This window comes from Streptomyces sp. NPDC031497 (genome assembly GCF_055580905.1).
The window spans coordinates 263,419-281,606 of the sequence record NZ_JBVIKO010000013.1 but is presented as its reverse complement, the minus strand read 5'-3'; the positions used below and the strand labels follow the sequence as shown (position 1 = coordinate 281,606).

Genomic DNA, 18,188 nt, shown 5'->3' with positions numbered 1-18,188 from the left:
ACCTCACCGAGCTGTCCGGCGAGTCCGCCGCCTGGATGCGGCCGAACTTCTTCGCCAACACCCCGGACATCCTGCACGCCTACCTCCAGCACGGCAGCCGCCCCGCCTTCGAGGTCCGCGCCGTCCTGGCCGCCACCCTCTCCCCCACCTGGGGCATCTACAGCGGCTACGAACTCTGCGAGAACACCCCCCTCAAAGAGGGCGGCGAGGAATACCTCGACTCCGAGAAGTACCAGCTCAAACCCCGCGACTGGACCCGCGCCGACACCGAGGGCATCGCCCCCCTCATCACCCGCCTCAACACCGTCCGACGCCGGCACCCCGCGCTCCAGCAGCTGCGCAACCTGAGCTTCCACCACACGGACAACGACTCCGTCATCGCGTACAGCAAGCGTGCCGGGGCGGACACGGTCCTGGTGGTCGTCAACCTTGATCCGCACCACACCCAGGAGGCCACGGTCTCGTTGGACATGCCACGACTCGGCCTGGACAGCGACTCCGCCCTGTCCATGCGGGACGAACTGACAGGTGAGACCTACTCGTGGGGCAGGACCGACTATGTACGTCTCACACCGGGCCGGGCGCCGGCGCATGTGTTCCAGGTAGGGCGACCGACACCAGCGAACGGAGGGCCCAGCGCGCCATGACTGTCAACGACCCCGTCCAGGACACCTTCGAGGACACGCCTGCCAAGGACCGGGACCCGGAGTGGTTCAAACGGGCCGTCTTCTACGAGGTCCTCGTCCGTTCTTTCCAGGACAGCGACGGTGACGGCATCGGCGACCTGAAGGGTCTGACCGCGAAGCTCGACTATCTGCAGTGGCTGGGCGTCGACTGCCTCTGGCTGCCGCCCTTCTTCAAGTCCCCGCTGCGGGACGGCGGTTACGACGTCTCCGACTACACCGCGGTACTCCCCGAGTTCGGTGACCTCGCCGACTTCGTGGAGTTCGTCGACGCGGCCCACCAGCGCGGCATGCGCGTGATCATCGACTTCGTCATGAACCACACCAGCGACCAGCACCCGTGGTTCCAGGAGTCCCGGACGAACCCCGACGGGCCGTACGGCGACTTCTACATGTGGGCCGACGACGACAAGCAGTACCAGGACGCGCGGATCATCTTCGTCGACACCGAGGTCTCCAACTGGACCTTCGATCCGGTGCGCGGCCAGTACTACTTCCATCGCTTCTTCTCGCACCAGCCGGACCTCAACTACGAGAACCCGGCGGTGCAGGAGGAGGTCCTGGCCGCGCTGCGGTTCTGGCTGGACCTGGGCATCGACGGCTTCCGGCTGGACGCGGTGCCGTACCTGTACGCGGAAGAGGGCACCAACTGCGAGAACCTGCCGCCCACCCATGAGTTCCTGAGGCGGGTCCGGCGGGAGATCGACGCGATGTATCCGGACACCGTGCTGCTGGCGGAGGCGAACCAGTGGCCGGAGGACGTCGTCGACTACTTCGGCGACTACGAAAAGGGCGGCGACGAATGCCACATGGCGTTCCACTTCCCGGTGATGCCCCGCATCTTCATGGCGGTGCGCCGGGAATCCCGCTACCCCGTCTCGGAGATCCTCGCCAAGACCCCCGCGATCCCCTCCGGCTGCCAGTGGGGCATCTTCCTGCGCAACCACGACGAGCTGACCCTCGAAATGGTCACCGACGAGGAACGCGACTACATGTGGGCCGAGTACGCGAAGGACCCGCGGATGCGCGCCAACATCGGCATCCGCAGGCGGCTCGCCCCTCTTCTCGACAACGACCGCAACCAGATCGAGCTGTTCACCGCCCTGCTGCTCTCCCTCCCCGGCTCGCCGATCCTCTACTACGGCGACGAGATCGGCATGGGCGACAACATCTGGCTCGGCGACCGGGACGCCGTCCGCACCCCCATGCAGTGGACCCCCGACCGCAACGCCGGCTTCTCCTCCTGCGACCCGGGCCGGCTCTACCTGCCGACCATCATGGATCCGGTCTACGGCTACCAGGTCACCAACGTCGAGGCCTCGATGTCCTCGCCCTCCTCGCTGCTGCACTGGACGCGCCGGATGATCGAGATCCGCAAGCAGAACCCCGCGTTCGGGCTCGGCACGTTCACGGAGTTGCAGTCGTCGAACCCGGCGGTGATCGCCTTCCTGCGCGAGTACGAAGACGACCTGGTCCTCTGTGTGCACAACTTCTCCCGGTTCGCCCAGCCCACCGAACTCGATCTGCGGGTCTACGACGGCCGGCATCCGGTCGAGCTGATCGGCGGGGTGCGCTTCCCCGCCATCGGTGAACTGCCCTACCTGCTCACCCTCGCGGGGCACGGCTTCTACTGGTTCCGGCTCTCCCGAGTCGCCTCCCGCATCGGCCGTCGGCGCTGAGCGTGCGGAGCCGAGGAAAGGACGCGTCACGATGACGAAGACCGTTGCCCTCCCCCGGAGCGCGGCAGCCACCGGCCTCGACCGGCCGCTGGCCTCGCTCGGCGGGCTGCTGCGCGACTGGCTGCCGCGGCAGCGCTGGTTCGCGGGCAAGGACCGGCCCGTCACGGATCTCTCCGTACTGTCCCTGACCGAGCTCTTTCCCGGCTGTCTGCATCTGCTCGTCCACGCCGACCACTCCCCCGGCGGGGACGGCGCCCCGTCCGGCGACTGCTACCAACTCCTGCTCGGCGTACGCGAACACCGCACGCCCCGGCTGGAGCGGGCGTACATCGGCCGCGCCGAGGAGGGCCCGCTGGCCGGACTCGCGGTGTACGACGCCCTGCAGGACCCCCGTGCGGCCGAACTGCTCCTTGACCGGCTGCGGATGCCCGGCACGGTCGGCCCGCTGCGTTTCGAGAGCGCCCCGCGGACCCGGATACCCGGTGGACTGGCGCCCCGCCTGCTGGCCGCCGAGCAGTCCAACTCCTCGCTGGTGTACGGCGATTCCTACATCCTGAAGGTGTTCCGGCGGATCCAGCCCGGCGTCAACCCGGACCTGGAGGTGCCCGGGGCGCTGGCCGCGCAGGGCTGTGCGCGGGTGCCCGCGCCGGTGGCCTGGTTCCGCACCACCGAGCCGAGTCCGGCGACCCTCGGGGTGCTGCAGCCCTTCCTGCCGGACGCGGCCGACGGCTGGACCCTCGCCCTGCGCGCGCTCGCGGCCGGGGACGACTTCGCCACCGAGGCACACGAGCTCGGCCGGGCCACCGCGGACGTGCACCTCGCGCTCGCCGCCGCGTTCCCGTCCGCGGTCCACGACGAGCACGGCCGTACCGCGGAGGCCATGTCGGCGCGGCTGGAGGCGGCCGCGCACGCGGTGCCGGCGCTGCGGCCGTACGTGCCGGGGCTGCGGGGCGCCTTCGACGCGCTCGCCAGCTGCGACGCGGGACCGCACGCCCAGCGGATCCACGGCGATCTGCATCTCGGGCAGGTGCTGCGGGCGGACCGCGAGTGGTTCGTCATCGACTTCGAGGGCGAGCCGTCCCGGCCGCTCGCCGAGCGGCGCAGCACCCAGTCCCCGGTACGGGACGTGGCCGGCATGCTGCGGTCCTTCGACTACGCGGCCCGGCAGCGCCGCCCCTGGCGCCCCGAGTGGGCCCGCCGCTGCCGGGAGGCCTACTGCGCGGGTTACGCTGCCCGCGCCGGCTGGGACCCGCGGAAGAAGCACGCGTTGCTGCGCGCCCACGAGACGGACCGCGCGGTGTACGAAGTGGTGTACGAAGCCCGGCACCGGCCGGCCTGGCTTCCGGTTCCGATGGCCGCGATCGAGCGGCTCGCCCGCTGGGGAGGCTGACCTCATGGCACTGCGCGACTCTTCGCTTCCTGAGCCCTCCGGGCCGTCCCGTCCCACGGCCCCGCCGCTGGACGCCGACGACCGCGGCCGGCTGCTCTCGGGCGCCCACCACGATCCGCACGCCGTGCTCGGCGCCCACCCGGTGGACGGCGGCACCCTCGTCCGCGCGCTGCGTCCGCACGCACGTGCCGTGAGCGTGCTCGTCGACGGGGCGCGCGTCCCCCTGACGTCCGAGGACGACGGTTTCTTCGCGGCCGTACTCCCGTACGCCGAACTCCCGTCGTACACCCTGCTCGTCACGTACGAGGACGGCGACGGCGACGGCGATGAGCAGGAAGTGCACGACCCGTACCGCTTCCTGCCCGCGCTCGGTGAGTTCGACCTGCATCTGATCCGTGAGGGACGGCACGAGCAGCTGTGGAAGGCGCTCGGTGCCGAGCCGATGACCCACGAAGGGGTGACCGGAACCCGGTTCACGGTGTGGGCGCCGAACGCGCGAGGCGTCCGGGTGGCCGGGGACTTCACCTGCTGGGACGGCACGCAGTACCCGATGCGCTCGCTCGGCGCGGCCGGGGTGTGGGAGCTGTTCCTGCCGGGTGTGGGCGAGGGTGCCCGGTACAAGTTCGAGATCACCTCCCGGTACGGCGGCCGGTTCCTCAAGGCCGACCCGATGGCCCGCCGTACCGAGGTGCCGCCCGCGACCGCGTCGATCGTGGCGGTCTCCCGCCACGAGTGGAGTGACGCGGAGTGGATGGCGCACCGGGGCGACACTCCCGTGCACGAGGCCCCGTTCTCGGTGTACGAGGTGCATCTGCCGTCCTGGCGGCCGGGATCGACCTACCGGCAGCTGGCCGAGGAACTCCCCGCGTACGTCAACGACCTGGGCTTCACGCACGTCGAGTTCATGCCGGTCGCCGAGCACCCCTTCGGCGGCTCCTGGGGCTACCAGGTCACCGGCTTCTACGCGCCGACCTCGCGGCTCGGCTCCCCCGACGACTTCAAGCACCTGATCGACGCCCTGCACCGGGCCGGCATCGGCGTGATCATGGACTGGGTGCCGGCCCACTTCCCCAAGGACGACTGGGCACTGGCCCGCTTCGACGGGGACCCGCTGTACGAGCCCGGGGACGAGCGGCGGGCCGAGCATCCGGACTGGGGGACCTACGAGTTCGACCTGGGCCGGGTGGAGGTCCGCAACTTCCTGGTCGCCAACGCGGTGTACTGGTGCGAGGAGTTCCACATCGACGGGCTCCGGGTGGACGCGGTCGCCTCGATGCTCTATCTCGACTACTCGCGGGACTCCGGGCAGTGGACACCGAACGTGTTCGGCGGGCGTGAGGACCTGGACGCGGTGGCGTTCCTCCAGGAGATGAACGCGACCGTGTACCGGCGTGCGCCGGGCGTGGTGACCATCGCCGAGGAGTCCACCGCGTGGGACGGGGTGACCCGGCCGACCGACGGCGGCGGGCTGGGGTTCGGGCTGAAGTGGAACATGGGCTGGATGCACGACTCGCTGGAGTACATCCGGCACGAGCCGGTCCACCGCAAGTACCACCACGACGAGATGACGTTCTCGATGGTGTACGCGTACAGCGAGAACTACGTGCTGCCCATCTCCCACGACGAAGTCGTGCACGGCAAGCGGTCGCTGGTCTCCAAGATGCCCGGCGACTGGTGGCAGCAACGCGCCAATCACCGCGCCTATCTGGGCTTCATGTGGGCCCATCCCGGCAAACAGCTGCTCTTCATGGGACAGGAGTTCGCCCAGGGCGCGGAGTGGTCGGAGGCCCACGGCCCCGACTGGTGGCTGCTCGACCCGGAGTACGGCGCCGAGGCCGATCACCGGGGTGTCCAAAATCTGGTCCGCGATCTCAATTCCGTGTACCGCACGCACCCCGCCCTGTGGCAGCGGGACACCGATCCGGCGGGTTTCCAGTGGGTCCTGGGGGACGCGGCCGAGGACAACGTCTTCGCCTTCCTGAGGTTCGACGCCGAGGCCCGGCCGTTGCTGGCGGTGTCCAACCTCTCCCCCGTGGTCCGTCCCGACTACCGGCTGAACGTGCCGGGGAGGGCCGCCGTCTGGCGCGAGATCCTCAACACCGACAGCGCGCGGTACGGCGGCGGGGACGTCGTCAGCCGGGGGCCGCTGCTGACCGACGAGGGCGCCGTGCGGCTGACGCTGCCGCCGCTAGGCACGGTGTGGCTGGAGCCCGTCGCCCCGTAGGCCGCCGAGGACGCCGTCACGTGTTCGGGCAGCCGGGCCGGGGCAGTTCGGGATGAAAGACCCCGCCGCGCCCGGTCGCGGCCCGGCCGGAGGGCGGTCCTCGGTGCTGCGTACCGTCGGAGTGGAGGAAGAACTTCTGCTGGTCCACCCGGACAGCGGGGAGCCGATGCCCCAGTCGGCCGCCGTCCTCGACCGTGCCGCGTTGGACGATCCCGGGCAGGCCGTGTTCCAGAAGGAACTGTTCGGGCAGATGCTGGAGCTGGCCACCAGTCCGCAGCTGCGCATGGCGGACCTCGGCGCCGAGATCGCGCGCTGCCGCAAGGAGGCGGCCCGGCTCGCCGGGGAGATCGGCTGCGCGGTGGCGGCGCTCGCCACCTGCCCGCTGCCGGTCACGCCCGCGCTCACCGCCCACGAGCGGTACCGGTGGATGGCCGGGCGGTTCGGCAGCGCCACGCTGGACCAGTTCGTGTGCGGCTGCCATGTGCATGTGTCGGTGGAGTCCGACGAGGAGGGGGTCGCCGTCCTGGACCGGCTGCGGCCGTGGCTTCCGGTGCTGCGCGCGCTGAGCGCCAACTCGCCGTTCTGGCAGGGCCGGGACTCCGGTTACGCCAGTTTCCGCAGCCGGCTGTGGGCGCGCGGCCCGTCGGCGGGACCGACCGAGCTGTTCGGCTCGGCCGAGGGGTACCGGCAACGGGTCGCGGACATGGTGGCCAGCGGGGTCATCCTCGACGCGGGGATGGTGTACTTCGACGCCCGGCTGGCCGTGCACTACCCGACGGTGGAGATCCGGGTGGCCGACGTGTGCCTGCGGGCCGACACCACCGTCCTCGTCGCCACCCTGGCCCGTGCCCTGGTGGAGACGGCCGCCCGCGACTGGCGGGCCGGCCGGCCACCGCTCGACCACAGTGTGAGCATCCTCCGGCTGGCCTCCTGGCAGGCCGCCCGCTCCGGCCTGGACCAGGAGCTGCTCGATCCGGCGACCATGCGGCCCCGGCCGGCCGTCGAGGTGGTGCGCGCCCTGCTGGCGCACACCGAGGAGGCGCTCACCGGCAGCGGTGACGCCGGCGGTGTCGAGGAGGCCGTCGCACAGGTGCTGCACAGGGGTACCGGAGCCCGCGAGCAGCGATCGTTCCTGGAGCGCACCGGCAGTCTGCGGGATGTCGTCGTCGAGTGTGTGCGCCGTACCCAGGGCTGAGCTCTGGTCACCAGGCGGAAACTAGTTGACCATTCCCGACACAGGCCGCGCTCCCCTGGGCTAGATTCGACCCGCGTCGACAACAGTACCGATCGGTGGGGTCACCCTCCGTACAACCAGGAGCAGCGCATGCGCGACTACGCCCTCGCTCCGACTACCGCTTCGACCCTGACCGGCGGGCTCGCCGACAGCATCTTCGAGACGGCGGACCGGAACCCGACCCTGCCGGTGCTGGCGCGCCGGCCCGATGCAGCCGCCGCGGGCTGGGAGGAGACCACCGCGGTCGAACTGCGTGACGAAGTGGTCGACCTTGCCAAGGGTCTGATCGCGTCGGGTATCTCGCCCGGTCATCGGGTGGCCATGATGGCGCGGACGCGCTACGAGTGGACGGTGTTCTGCCTCGCGCTGTGGTCGGTGGGCGCGGAGGTGGTGCCGATCCATCCGACGTCCGCCCGGGACCAGGTCGAATGGATCCTGCGGGACGCCCGCTGTGTGGCCGTGGTGGTCGAGGACGAGCTGGCGGTGATGACCGTCGGCACGGTGTGCGAGAGCCTGCCCGGGCTCAAGCATGTCTGGCAGCTGGACGCGGGGGCGCTGGCCGACCTGGTGCAGCAGGGCGTGTACGTCCCGCTGACCACGGTGGAGTCGCTGCGCCGGATCGTGATGCCGGACTCCACGGCGGCGATCACCTACACCTCCGGCACCTCGGGCCGTCCGCTGGGCTGCGCGCTCAGCCACCGCGGTCTGGCGTACCCGTGCGACACCCTGCTCGCGGGCTGGGGGCACACCGCCGCGCGTTCCGGCGAACAGGCCTCCGTGCTCGCCTACTTGCCGTTCTCGCACGTGTACGGACTGATGGTGATGGTCCTTTGTCTGCGCGGCGGGATCCTGATGGGCCACGAGCCGGAGATGTCGGAGATCGCGCTGGCGTCGGCGCTCGGCACCTTCAGACCGACCTACCTGTACGCCGTGCCGTCGGTGCTGGAGAGGCTGTACAAGACGTTCCTGCGCACCGCCCAGCAGACGGGCCGGGGGACCCTGTTCGAGCGGGCCGCGGAGACCGCGCGGGACTTCGCCGCCGCACAGGAGCGGGGCCGGCTGGGCACCGGGGCGGGTCCGGGTTTCGATCTGCGGCTGCAACACGCCCTGTACGAGCGGACGGTGTACCGCAGACTGCGGGCGGCGCTCGGCGGCCGGGTGCTGAGGGCCACCTCCGGCGGCTCCTCGCTCAGCCGTGAACTCACCCTGTTCTACGAGGGTATCGGCGTTCCCGTGCACGACGGCTACGGGCTGACCGAGTCCAGCGGCGGGATCACCATGCAGCCGCTGGGCCGGGAGAAGTCCGGCACGGTCGGCCAGGCCCTGCCGGGCACCCAGATCCAGGTCGCCGACGACGGCGAGATCCTGGTGCGCGGGCCGTCCGTGTTCCAGGGGTACGTCGGTGACAACTACGCGACCCGGGCCGCGCTGCGCGGCGGCTGGCTGGCCACCGGGGACATCGGGCGGCTCGACTCCGAGGGCTATCTGACCATCACGGGCCGCAAGAAGGACATCATCATCACCAGCAGCGGCAAGAGCGTGGCCCCGGCCCCGCTGGAGCAGCGGCTGCGGATGCATCCGCTCGTGCACCAGGCGGTGGTCGTCGGCGACGACCGGCCCTGTGTGGGCGCGCTGATCACCCTGGACCCCGACTTCCTGGCGCACTGGCGGGGCGCCCTGTCGCTGCCGGGCGACTCGCCCGGGCGGGAGGCGCGCGAGGAGAACGCGCTGCGTGAGGAGATCGCCCGGGCCATCGCGTCCGCCAACAGTGTGGTGTCCCGTTCCGAGTCGATCCGGGTCTACCGGGTGATCCAGGAACCGTTCGCCCCGGGCAACGGCATGCTCACGCCGTCGATGAAGCTGCGCCGGGACGCCATAGCGCGCCACTACGCGGCCGAGATCGATGCCATGTACCAGGCCCGCTCGCGCGCCGTACGCCGGCCGGGCACGGCGGAGCCGGCCGAATGGGAGGACTCGGACGACGTGTTCCGCTGAGTAGGGCACGCTTAGCCGGTGCGGCAGTGGGAACTCGCCGCGAGGGGAGAGATCCGAAAGAGAGCACGGCCCTGAGATCCCCCGGGGCCGGGAGAGACGACATGTCGACCGGGCCACGGCGCGACCGCGGACGCTCCACGGAGGAGACCCTTGAACGCACGGTCTCCTTCGCCGGTGAGCTGCGCAATGTCACCGGCGCCCGGCTTGCCGCGGACGGCTACCTCGCCGATCTCGCCCGCACCTCGCCGCCCACCGCCCCCGAGTGCTGGGACGACATCCTGCTGGTGGTGACGGAGCTGGCCGCCAATGTCGTCCAGTACGCGCCGGGGCCGTTCCAGCTGCGCATGCGGCGCACGTACGACGGTGTGCACATCACCATGCACGACACCAGCCGGGTCCAGCCCGAGCCGCGCCCGTTCCATCCGCGGCACGGCGGGGGCGGCGTCGGCTGGCACCTGCTGCACACCCTGTGCGACCAGGTCAGCGTGGTCGTCACCGAGACCGGCAAGGACATTCACGTCTTCCTGCCGTGGTGAGCGGCGGATTCCGGCCCCGGTGAGCGGCGGGCGCGGTCACTCGGGACGGTGTGCGACCACCCCGAACATCGTCACCGACATGTGCAGCGCCCCCTGCTCGGCGGCCTCGGTGAGGTCGGCGTACAGGGTGTCCCGCTGTTCCTCGGTGAGGGCGCCGCTGCGCACGGCGGACTCACCGAGCATGCGGATCAGCGGCCAGGCGACCGTACGGTGGTCCTGGAGCAGAGCCTGCGAGCCGCGGTCGTCCACCACGAACCCGGCCGCGCTGAGCTGGCCGACCAGGCGGCGCCCGGAGTAGGGGTTGGCGCCGTTGAGGGCGGCCGCCATCAGCGCCCGCACGACCGCCGGGTCGCCGGGGTGCAGCAGAGTGGTCCCCCAGTCGGTGTCCAGCAGCGCCACCCGGCCGCCGGGCCGCAGCACCCGGGCCATCTCGGCGACGGCCCGGTCGGGGTCGGTGAGGTGCTGGAGCACCCGCTCGCACCACACCAGGTCCATCGAGCCGTCGGGGACGGGCAGCTCGGCCGCCTCGCCGTGGACGAAGCGGGCCCGGCTGCCCGGGGACCGCTCCTCGGCGACCGCACGCAGACTCGGGTTGGGCTCTACACCGATCGCGACGCCGTCCGGGCCGACGGCCGCGGCCAGCGTCCGGGTCTGCGAGCCGGTGCCGGAGCCGACGTCGAGGAGCCGCTCGCCGAGCCGCACCGCCAGCGCCTCCTCGGCCCAGGCGCGCAGCCTTCGTACGCCCGGATTGGCGTCCTGGGAGTCCAGGGCGCCCACCAGCGGGGCCACGCGGTCGGGGTCGATGTGCCGCTGCTGGAAGCCCGTTCCGGGCTGGGTGTGCGCCATGGCGGGCACTCTACTGGCGTACGTGATCGCCGTGGACGACCTTGTACCGGACGGAAGTCCGGCGCATATCTGTGCGACAGCCGGTTACTCCTCTTGATCGAGGGGCATGCTGGAGCCCATGCGTTCGTCTGCCTGCGCCGCCCGGCTGGCGGAACGGCGTCGGGCACGGTGGGATCGAACTGGTGCGAAGCAAGCGTTCCAGGGCATGCGTACGGCGTGACCCGGGCCCCTGGAGCAGCGGAAAGGGATGGACACCGTGACACGACCCAGGATCCTGGTGGTGGGCGCAGGCTTCGCCGGAGTGGAATGCGTCCGCCGCCTGGAGCGGAAACTCGCCCCCGACGAGGCCGACGTCACCCTGGTGGCGCCCTTCGCCTACCAGCTCTACCTGCCTCTGCTGCCACAGGTCGCCTCGGGCGTACTGACGCCCCAGTCGATCGCGGTCTCGCTGCGCCGCAGCAAGAAGTACCGCACCCGGATCATCCCGGGCGGCGCGATCGGCGTGGACCTCAAGTCCAAGGTGTGCGTGGTGCGCACCATCACCGACCAGCTGGTGAACGAGCGGTACGACTACATCGTGCTGGCCCCGGGCAGCGTCACCCGCACCTTCGACATTCCGGGGCTGACGGAGCACGCCTTCGGCATGAAGACCCTGGCCGAGGCCGCCTACATCCGCGACCACGTCATCTCCCAGCTCGACCTGGCCGACGCCAGCGACGACCCCGTGGAGCGGGCCGCGCGGCTGCAGTTCGTGGTGGTCGGCGGCGGATACGCGGGCACCGAGACCGCGGCCTGTCTGCAGCGGCTCACGCACGCGGCGCTGCACCGCTACCCGAACCTGGACCCGAAGCTGATCAAGTGGCATCTGATCGACATCGCGCCGAAGCTGATGCCGGAACTGGGCGACAAGCTCGGCCGCAGCGCCCAGGAGATCCTGAGCCGCCGCGGCATCGACATCTCCCTCGGGGTGTCGATCGAGAAGGCGGGCCCCGAGGAGGTCACCTTCACCGACGGCCGGGTGGTGCCCACCCACACCCTGATCTGGACGGCCGGTGTGGTCGCCAGCCCGCTGATCGCCACCCTGGGCGCGGAGACGGTCCGGGGGCGGCTCGCGGTCGACGCCGAGATGACCCTGCCGGGCCAGGACGGGGTGTTCGCGCTCGGCGACGCGGCCGCCGTACCCGACAAGGCGAAGGACGAGGCGGGCGCGGTCTGCCCGCCGACCGCGCAGCACGCCATGCGGCAGGGCAAGGTGGTCGCCGACAACGTCATCGCGACCCTGCGCAACCAGCCGCTGCGCCCGTACGTGCACAAGGACCTGGGGCTGGTGGTGGACCTCGGCGGCAAGGACGCCGTCTCCAAGCCGCTGGGCATCGAACTGCGCGGGCTGCCCGCCCAGGCGGTGGCCCGCGGCTACCACTGGTCGGCGCTGCGCACCAACGTGGCCAAGACCCGGGTGGCGACCAACTGGCTGCTGAACGCGGTGGCCGGCGACGATTTCGTCCGTACCGGCTTCCAGTCCCGCAAGCCCGCCACGCTCAAGGACTTCGAGTACACGAACTCCTATCTGACCCCGGAGCAGGTCCGAGCCCGCGCCGAGGGCCCCGGCGAAGCCACTGCCTGACGCAGAGCGCGGCCAAGTGAGCACAGCGGGGCGGTCGGTGCGGGCGGAGGTGCGGGGACGGCTCGCGGCGGCCGACCCCGGGCTGCTCCGTTTCACCGCCGCCCTGCGGACGGTCCTGTCCATCGCGCTCACGCTCGCCGTGCTGGCGGCCCTGCGGCTCGACGTGTCCCATCTGGTGGCGGGGGCCATCGCGGCGATGGTCGCCACCTTCGCGATCCGTGAGAAGGGGCGCTCCCAGCAGGCCGTCACGCTCGCCCTGGGGCTGCCGGTGGCGCTGGTCTCGATGTCCCTGGGGGCGCTGCTCAACCAGCGGGTCGTGATCGGTGACCTGTTCTTCGTGGCGCTCATCTTCTGCGCGGTGTACAGCAGGCGGTTCGGCGACCGGGGCACGGCGCTGGGGCTGATCGGCTTCCAGATCTACTTCGCCTCGCTGTTCGTGCACGCGACCGGCCCCGCACTGCCCGGCCTGTACGTCGTGATCGCGGTCGCCTTCGGCAGCGCGGCCCTGGCGCGCTTCGTGCTCGTGCCGCAGACTCCGGCGGGCATCCTCGGCCGGCTGCGGCGGGCCTTCCGGGGCCGGTTCGCCCAGCTGGTGGCCGCGCAGGCGGAGTTGCTCGACGCCGGGCCGGACGAGCTGGACAAGGCGGTGGAGGAGGTCCGGGTCAGGACCGCCCGGCTGCACGAGACGGCGCTGCTGATCCAGGGGCGGCTCCCGGACGGCACCTCCGACGAGGCGGTGGCCCGGCTGGTGCAGCGCCGGATCGCGGACGCCGAGATCGCCGCCGAGCGGCTCGGCCTGATGCTGCTCACCGCGCGCGGCGCCCGGCGGGCGGACACCCTCACCCTGCATCTTCCCGGTGCCCACCTGCCCTCGGCGCCCCCGCTGCCGGCCCGGGACGAGGCGCTGGAGCAGCTGCGGCTGGACCTGGAGGCGCTGCGGCTGCTGGTGCTGCGGCCGGCCGGGCCACAGCCGGGGACCGCGCTGTCCCGGCTGCGCAACCGGCTCCTCGGCTACCGCGAGGAGGAGAACCTGCCGCCCGCCGACCCCGCGGTGCAGGACGTCTTCCGGGGGATCGGCGAGGCAGCCCGGGCGGTCATGGGGCTGCGGATCGCGCTGGACGGGCCGCAGGACGAGTCCGACGACACCCCCGCCACGTCCCGGTCCCGCGAGGAACTGGACGCCGAGGACGCGGCCATCGAGGTCGCCGAGGTGGAGGAAGGCGAGACCGAGGAGGTTACGGGGCTGCGCCGGCCCACCACGCGGGCGGCGGTGCAGGTGGCCGTCGGGTCGTCGCTGGCCATCGTGGGCGGCGAGTTCCTGTCCGCCCAGCGCTGGTACTGGGCCGTGCTGACCTGCTGGATCGTGTTCCTCAACACCGCGTCGACCGGCGAGATCCTGGTGAAGGGCTACCGGCGGCTGCTGGGCACGGTCCTCGGCGTGGTGGCCGGCATCGGGCTGGCGGGGCTGGTCGGGCACCACACCTGGACGGCGTTCGGGCTGGTACTGGTGTTCGTCTTCGCGATGTTCTACTCGGCGCCGCTGTCGTACACCCTGATGTCGTTCTTCGTGACGGCGATGCTGGGCCTGCTGTACACGCTGCTCAACACCTACAGCCTGGACGTCCTGGTGCTGCGGATCGGGGAGACGGCGCTCGGCGCGGTGTGCGGGGTGATCGCGGCCGCGGTGGTGCTGCCGGTGCACACCGACCGCCGTACCGACGAACTGCTCGTCACGACGCTGGACCGGCTGGCCGACGTCACCCGGGCCGCCGCCGACCAGTTGAGCGGGGCGCCGCCGGCCGACCTGGTGGAGAAGGCCCGGGACCTGGACCAGGCACTGGCCGATCTGCGGGCGGCGGTGCAGCCGTTGACGCATCCGATCACCCCGCTGCGGTCCCGCCGGGACACCGCGCGCTATGTGGTGGCGCTCCTCGAGACGTGCGCCTATCACGCGCGGTCGCTGGCGGCGACGGCCGAGCTGCTGCCCACCCATCCGGCGATCGCGGCGGATCCCCGGCTGCGCGGGGCGGGGCAGCGGATCGTGCACAACATCGAGGCGATCGCCGCCCAGGTCGACGACCGGCGGCCCGCCGCCGAGATCGAGACGGGCCCCAGCATCGCGGCGATGCTGGAGCCGGGCACCCTGCGCGCTCCGCGCTACGGCCGGGTGACCGACCGCGTGCTGCGGCATCTGCAACGCCTCGACGAGGCCGTCGCGGGCCTGGCCCGGCCCCTGAAGGTGCCGGTCCGGGCGCGCGCCGCCTGACGGGAGGTCACTGCCGGCTGCCGAGGGCCTCGGCCCGGACGCGGGCGCAGCTGCGGCTGATGAGGCGGGAGACGTGCATCTGGGAGATGCCCAGGCTTTCGGCGATCCGGCTCTGCGTCATGTCCTCGAAGAAGCGCATGTAGAGGATGGCCCGCTCGCGTTCGGGCAGTCGGCGCAGTCCCTCCTTGGCCGCCTCCCGGTCGACGACGATGTCGTAGGAGCCGTCGGCTTCCCCGAGGGTGTCGGCGAGGCTGTAACCGTCCTCGCCGGCGGCGAGTTCGGCGTCCAGGGACAGGGTGCTGAAGCTCTCCAGCGCCTCCATGCCCGCGTTGACCTCGTCCTCGGTCAGGCCGGTGTGGGCGGCGACGGCGGCGACCGAGGGCTCCGGGCTGCCGGGGTTCTCGGTGAGTTCGCGGCGGGCCACGCGTACCCGGTTGCGCAGTTCCTGTACCCGGCGGGGCACCCGCAGCGCCCACATCCGGTCGCGGAAGTGCCGCTTGACCTCGCCGGTGATGGTGGGCACCGCGTAGCTCTCGAAGGCGCCGCGCGAGGGGTCGTAGCGGTCCACGGCCTTGACCAGGCCGAGTGCGGCGACCTGGCGCAGGTCCTCGACGGACTCGCCGCGGTCGCGGAAACGGCCGGCGATGCGGTGGGCCATGGGCAGCCAGGCGGCCACCAGTTCGTCGCGCAGGGCGTCCCGCTCGGGGCCGTCGCCGAGGGCGGCGAGCCGGGCGAAGAGGGGCGCGGTGTCGGGGGCGTCGTCGTGCGAGCGCCGGGGCGGGGCCTGGGTGGTCTGGCCGGGCGTGCTGGGGCGGCTGTGCGACAAGTCGGTGAGCATGCGGACTCGCTCCTGAGCTGTGGGTTCCAGGGCATCACCGGAACGTGGTTCCGGGACTCGACCCGAACTGCGGTGTCAGAGTCGCCGCGGGAGCACCGCCCGGACCGCTCTGCGGGCCCGGGGCGACATGATCGCTCCCACTGGCGCGCGCCTCCGGTCCGAAGCACGAAACTCCGCCTGCCCCTTCGATCCGGGCACAAACACTGTCAGGAGAACTTCGGTTCGCCGGCTCGCCTCAGGGACACGACAGCGGTGATCCGCTTGCCCCCGCGGGGCAGCTCGGCGACCTCCACGTCCCGGGCCAGCCGGCAGACGATGGGCCAGCCCCGGCCGCCGAGCCGGCCGCGGTCGCGCCCGTCCGGGGCCGATTCGGCCACCGGTACCGCGGCGCTGCGGTCGCTCACCGACACGCGAACCGCGCAGCCGTCGACGTCCACGTCGAAGCCGGTGATCCCGCCGCCGTGCACGATCGCGTTGGTGGTCAGTTCCGAGGTGACGAGGAGGGCGTCGTTCAGCGCGTCGGCGGCGCATGGCACGGCCTGCCGGGCGACCGCGCCGCGGACCGCTCTGCGGGCGTCGGCCGGCCACAGCGACGGCCGGCGGGAGTCGGTCGGTACCACTGTCGATTCGGTCCGGTACGTCTGGCGCATCCCTTCGCTCCCTGAGTGGTGGGCCGGTTGGGACTGACGGGCCCGTCCGCGCGGGCCTCTCCCTGTTCGGCTCACCGGTCGGGGCGCCGACAAACACGTCCGGGGGCAGCAAGGGCTTCCCCTGAGTGAAACGGGTCACGTAGCCTGTTCCCGGGTACCCGAAACAGCCCTGGATGGTTTAGCGTTCATCCATAAGTGGTCGAGGAGTCGACGTCTGGTCCTCCCGCGCCACCGCTTGACGGCCCTGGCTGGCCTCCCCCGTCCAGCCAGGGCTTTTTTACGCCCGGACGGCTCCGGGCAGGCGATTCTCACCTCCTTCGAGGTGCCCGGTGCGGCGGCAGCGGCTGAAATGGGCGTAGGCAAAGCCCCCGTACCCTCGCCGGCGAGGAGCCCCGCGCCATGACCAAAGCCATCAAACTGCTGACCGCCCTTCCGCAGGCGCAGCGTGAGCGCCTCATGGAACTGGCGCAGGAGGTCTCCTTCCCCGAGGACGCCCGTATCTTCGAGGCCGGCGGCACCGCGGACCGCTTCTGGGTGATCCGCTCGGGGGCGGTCAACCTGGACCAGGAGGTGACGTCCCACAAACGGGTCACCGTCGCCAGCCTGGGCGCCGGTGACCTGCTCGGCTGGTCATGGCTGTTCCCGCCGTACACCTGGGACTTCGGGGCGGTGGCCTTCAGCCAGGTGCGGGCCTACGAGTACGACGCCGCGGCCGTGCTGGCGCTGTGCGTGGAGGATCCACTGCTGGGGCTGTCGCTGGTGCGGACCGTCGCCGAGATCCTCGCCAGCCGGCTGGAGGTCACCCGGGGCAAGCTGCTGGACGCGTACGTGGGACGGCGGCCCGCGTAGCGGTCAGATGCGGTAGCGGCGCAGGGCCGGCACGGCGGCGGCCAGGGTCAGCATCACGGCCACGACCAGCAGCCCGCCGCCCGTGACGGCCGCGCGCGGGCCGAACACGGAGCCCATGGTGCCGTGCAGGACGTCGGCCAGCCGCGGGCCGCCCGCGACCACCACCGTGAACACTCCCTGCATCCGGCCGCGCATCTCGTCGGTCGCGGCGGACAGCAGGATGGCGCCCCGGAAGACCATCGAGACCATGTCGGCGACCCCGGCGGCGGCCAGGAAGGCGACCGCCACCCAGAGGTTGCGGCTGAGCCCGGACCCGGCGACGGCGGCGCCCCAGCCGACGACCGCGCCGATCACCATCCAGCCGTGCCGGCGGGCCCGCGAGAACGTGCCGGAGAAGAGCCCGCCGAGCACCGCGCCGACGGGGATCGCCGCGAACAGCAGGCCGAGCGCCAGCCCCTCGCCGTAGGAGCCGTAGGTCTCGGCGGCCAGCTGCGGGAACAGGGCACGGGGCATGCCGAAGACCATCGCGATGATGTCGGCCAGGAACGACAGCAGCAGCACCTTGTGCATGGAGATGTAGCGGAACCCGGCCACGATCTCCCGCAGCCCGGCCCGGCGGGCCACCGCACGCGCCAGCGGCGGCAGCGCGGGCAGGCGGTAGACCGCCCACACCGTCACGCACAGCGCCAGCGCGTCGATCAGATACAGCTCGGGCAGGCCGATGACGGGAATCAGGGCACCGGCCAGCAGCGGGCCGATCACCTGCCCGGTCTGCATGACCGTCGACCCGAGGGCGTTGGCCGCCGGCAGCTGGCCCTCGGGGACGAGCCGGGCGATGGAGGCGGTACGGGCGGGGGCGTTCAGCCCCCAGAACGCCTGCTGCAGGGCGAGCAGGACCATCAGCGCGGCCACGGATTCGAGGCCGGTGACGGCCTGGAGCCAGAACAGCAGCGAGGTGACGGCGATACCGCAGTTGGTGATCAGCAGCAGCTTGCGGCGGTCCATGGCGTCGGCGACCGCGCCGCCCCACAGCGCGAACACGACGAGCGGCAGCAGTCCGGCGAGGCTCGCGGCGCCGACCCAGGCCGAGGATCCGGTGATGTCGTAGATCTGCTTGGGGACGGCCACCGCGGTGAGCTGGCTGCCGACCGAGGTGACGATCGTCGAGGTCCACAGCCGGCGGTAGGCCGGAACGGCCAGCGGGCGGGTGTCCATCGCCCAGCGGCGCCAGCCTCGCCGGGGCGGGGGCAGGGGCGCCGTGGTGTCTTCGGGGGGCTGTATGCCGGACTGGGTGCCGCTCTCGCTGGTGTCCACGGAGTTCCTGGTGTCCTGGTCCTCTTGGTGCTCGCTACATCTTTCGATCGCAGGATCACT

Annotated in this window: 14 protein-coding genes; 10 read left to right on the top strand and 4 right to left on the bottom strand. The window is 71.8% G+C overall.

Annotated elements, in window-relative coordinates; all coding sequences use genetic code 11:
* The 7 genes from ACZ5K7_RS26755 to ACZ5K7_RS26725 form a co-directional block, all read left to right on the top strand.
* Window positions 1-647: alpha-glucosidase C-terminal domain-containing protein (locus tag ACZ5K7_RS26755; RefSeq protein ID WP_468916929.1), on the top strand; the 647-nt coding region annotated here is incomplete at its 5' end.
* Window positions 644-2,362, top strand: coding sequence for a maltose alpha-D-glucosyltransferase (treS, locus tag ACZ5K7_RS26750; protein WP_468916926.1), 1,719 nt, complete (start codon window positions 644-646; stop codon window positions 2,360-2,362). The genes ACZ5K7_RS26755 and treS, both read left to right, overlap by 4 nt.
* Before the next feature lie 31 nt (window positions 2,363-2,393).
* Window positions 2,394-3,752, top strand: coding sequence for a maltokinase N-terminal cap-like domain-containing protein (locus ACZ5K7_RS26745; protein WP_351707878.1), 1,359 nt, complete (start codon window positions 2,394-2,396; stop codon window positions 3,750-3,752).
* A 4-nt stretch (window positions 3,753-3,756) separates the two neighbouring features.
* The gene (gene glgB / locus ACZ5K7_RS26740) at window positions 3,757-5,976 is read left to right on the top strand and encodes a 1,4-alpha-glucan branching enzyme (RefSeq protein ID WP_468916923.1); all 2,220 of its coding nucleotides are present in this window, start codon (window positions 3,757-3,759) and stop codon (window positions 5,974-5,976) included.
* A gap of 106 nt (window positions 5,977-6,082) precedes the next feature.
* On the top strand, window positions 6,083-7,171 hold the full coding sequence (locus ACZ5K7_RS26735) for a glutamate--cysteine ligase 2 (protein WP_351707893.1): 1,089 nt from the start codon (window positions 6,083-6,085) through the stop codon (window positions 7,169-7,171).
* Between the two features lie 129 nt (window positions 7,172-7,300).
* The gene (locus ACZ5K7_RS26730; RefSeq protein WP_468916920.1) at window positions 7,301-9,205 is read left to right on the top strand and encodes an AMP-dependent synthetase/ligase; all 1,905 of its coding nucleotides are present in this window, start codon (window positions 7,301-7,303) and stop codon (window positions 9,203-9,205) included.
* A 101-nt stretch (window positions 9,206-9,306) separates the two neighbouring features.
* A complete protein-coding gene (locus ACZ5K7_RS26725; protein ID WP_351707869.1) occupies window positions 9,307-9,741 on the top strand; it encodes an ATP-binding protein in 435 nt (144 codons plus the stop codon).
* A gap of 36 nt (window positions 9,742-9,777) precedes the next feature.
* Here ACZ5K7_RS26725 and ACZ5K7_RS26720 read toward each other — a convergent pair whose 3' ends face one another.
* On the bottom strand, window positions 9,778-10,587 hold the full coding sequence (locus tag ACZ5K7_RS26720) for a methyltransferase domain-containing protein (RefSeq protein ID WP_351707866.1): 810 nt from the start codon (window positions 10,585-10,587) through the stop codon (window positions 9,778-9,780).
* A gap of 247 nt (window positions 10,588-10,834) precedes the next feature.
* On the opposite strand from ACZ5K7_RS26720, the gene ACZ5K7_RS26715 reads away from it, so the two are divergent.
* Both ACZ5K7_RS26715 and ACZ5K7_RS26710 read left to right on the top strand, forming a co-directional pair.
* Window positions 10,835-12,211, top strand: coding sequence for an NAD(P)/FAD-dependent oxidoreductase (locus ACZ5K7_RS26715; protein ID WP_351707863.1), 1,377 nt, complete (start codon window positions 10,835-10,837; stop codon window positions 12,209-12,211).
* Between the two features lie 16 nt (window positions 12,212-12,227).
* Window positions 12,228-14,477: an FUSC family protein gene (locus ACZ5K7_RS26710; RefSeq protein WP_351707861.1), complete on the top strand. Its 2,250-nt coding sequence runs from the start codon at window positions 12,228-12,230 to the stop codon at window positions 14,475-14,477.
* A gap of 7 nt (window positions 14,478-14,484) precedes the next feature.
* Here ACZ5K7_RS26710 and ACZ5K7_RS26705 read toward each other — a convergent pair whose 3' ends face one another.
* The gene (locus ACZ5K7_RS26705; RefSeq protein ID WP_468916915.1) at window positions 14,485-15,315 is read right to left on the bottom strand and encodes a SigB/SigF/SigG family RNA polymerase sigma factor; all 831 of its coding nucleotides are present in this window, start codon (window positions 15,313-15,315) and stop codon (window positions 14,485-14,487) included.
* A gap of 206 nt (window positions 15,316-15,521) precedes the next feature.
* Window positions 15,522-15,965 (bottom strand): ATP-binding protein, encoded by a 444-nt coding sequence (locus ACZ5K7_RS26700; protein WP_468916913.1) that lies wholly within the window; start codon window positions 15,963-15,965, stop codon window positions 15,522-15,524.
* A gap of 399 nt (window positions 15,966-16,364) precedes the next feature.
* Here ACZ5K7_RS26700 and ACZ5K7_RS26695 point away from each other — a divergent pair, with 399 nt between their 5' ends.
* The gene (locus ACZ5K7_RS26695; protein WP_351707852.1) at window positions 16,365-16,814 is read left to right on the top strand and encodes a cyclic nucleotide-binding domain-containing protein; all 450 of its coding nucleotides are present in this window, start codon (window positions 16,365-16,367) and stop codon (window positions 16,812-16,814) included.
* 3 nt (window positions 16,815-16,817) lie between these two features.
* On the opposite strand, the gene ACZ5K7_RS26690 is transcribed toward ACZ5K7_RS26695, so the two are convergent.
* On the bottom strand, window positions 16,818-18,128 hold the full coding sequence (locus ACZ5K7_RS26690; protein WP_351707849.1) for an MFS transporter: 1,311 nt from the start codon (window positions 18,126-18,128) through the stop codon (window positions 16,818-16,820).
* Window positions 18,129-18,188 lie beyond the last annotated feature (60 nt).